Source organism: Streptococcus mitis (assembly GCF_047463435.1).
In the GTDB taxonomy this organism is placed as follows: Bacteria; Bacillota; Bacilli; order Lactobacillales; family Streptococcaceae; genus Streptococcus; species Streptococcus mitis_DS.
This window is the reverse complement of the sequence record NZ_JASHDW010000030.1, coordinates 1-716: the sequence shown is the minus strand read 5'-3', so window position 1 is coordinate 716 and position 716 is coordinate 1. Positions and strand designations below refer to the sequence as shown.

Sequence of the window (716 nt, the reverse complement as noted above, 5' to 3'; positions counted from 1 at the left end):
GATTTCGGAACTTTGAAAACTTCAAAAAACGGATTTTTATCGCTCTGAATATCAAAAAAGAAAGGACGAAATTTGTCCTTTCTCGAGCTTAGCTTTTCATCAACCCACTACAGTTGACAAAGAGCCCATAAAATCAACAATATATAAAGATTTTAGCTTTTCTGCAGCCCACTACAGTTGACAAAGAGCGAAAAAAAACTTCAGATAAGTAATCCAATTAAGTTTTACAAATCTGAAGTTTTTATTCTACTATTCTTAAAAATATAAAAAAAGAGTTATAAACTCTCAATAAAACGGAGAATAAGGGATTCGAACCCTTGCGCCAGTTACCCGACCTAACGATTTAGCAAACCGTCCTCTTCAGCCTCTTGAGTAATTCTCCTATTAATGGGCACGAGTGGACTCGAACCACCGACCTCACGCTTATCAGGCGTGCGCTCTAACCACCTGAGCTACGCGCCCAAGTTAAAAACTTGGTAATGTAATTTGAACAAAGTTCAAAGCGGGTGACGAGAATCGAACTCGCGACAACAGCTTGGAAGGCTGTAGTTTTACCACTAAACTACACCCGCATACACACTATAAGTAAAAATGGCGCGAGACGGAATCGAACCGCCGACACATGGAGCTTCAATCCATTGCTCTACCAACTGAGCTACCGAGCCTTATTGCGGGAGCAGGATTTGAACCTACGACCTTCGGGTTATGAGCCCGAC

The 716-nt window shown here is 41.5% G+C and carries 4 tRNA genes; all 4 read right to left on the bottom strand.

The features are described 5' to 3' along the window. Positions 1–294: 294 nt before the first annotated feature. A tRNA-Ser gene (locus QM843_RS09840) sits at positions 295–382 on the bottom strand. A gap of 6 nt (positions 383–388) precedes the next feature. Further along, a tRNA-Ile gene (locus tag QM843_RS09835) sits at positions 389–462 on the bottom strand. A gap of 39 nt (positions 463–501) precedes the next feature. Continuing rightward, a tRNA-Gly gene (locus QM843_RS09830) sits at positions 502–572 on the bottom strand. Positions 573–592: 20 nt separating this feature from the next. After that, positions 593–665: transfer RNA gene (locus QM843_RS09825), tRNA-Phe, on the bottom strand. Between the last annotated feature and the right edge of the window lie 51 nt (positions 666–716).